The 529-nt window shown below is 47.4% G+C and carries 1 protein-coding gene; it reads right to left on the bottom strand.

Annotated features, from left to right (window positions below; genetic code table 11):
* Nucleotides 1-529, bottom strand: a 529-nt coding sequence (locus tag R7R78_RS29215; protein ID WP_225474979.1) for a sulfite exporter TauE/SafE family protein, incomplete at both ends; no start/stop codon positions are given.

The raw sequence follows: 529 nt of genomic DNA, 5'->3' as shown, positions 1-529 counted from the left end.
ACATCGAAGTCATTGCAATCGCAAGTAACGCAGGAAGGTAAACATAACCAATACTGTACGCAGGTAAGCCTTCAACCTTATAGCCGTGCAAAATAAAGCCGATCATGCCAGAGATGGCGATGATGCAGCCACAAACTGACGATGAGCCGACCGCTTTACGCATTTCTACGCCGTGCTTGTTGAGAAAAGGCACCGATAAAGAACCACCACCGATACCAGCTAAGCTCGAAACCACACCAATTCCCGTTCCGTACATCATAGTGACCGGACTACTCGGCATTGGCTTCTCACTTTTTACTTTAATGGATCGGAACATCTGCACAGCTAGACACAGTACAATGACACCAAATACTTTCGGCAAGTAATGAGTTGGGATCCATTCGGCAATGTTGGCACCAACAAAACCGCCAATCACCACTCCGGGCATTAGCCACTTCACAACAAACATATCTACGTTGCCAAGTTTAAGATGGTTGAGAGCAGAAGAACCTGATGTGACGATGATGCTTGCCAGGGATGTCGCAAGCGC

The organism is Vibrio sp. 2134-1, from assembly GCF_033339495.1.
The sequence above is the reverse complement of the archived record's forward strand: the minus strand, read 5'-3'. Positions and strand labels throughout refer to the sequence as shown.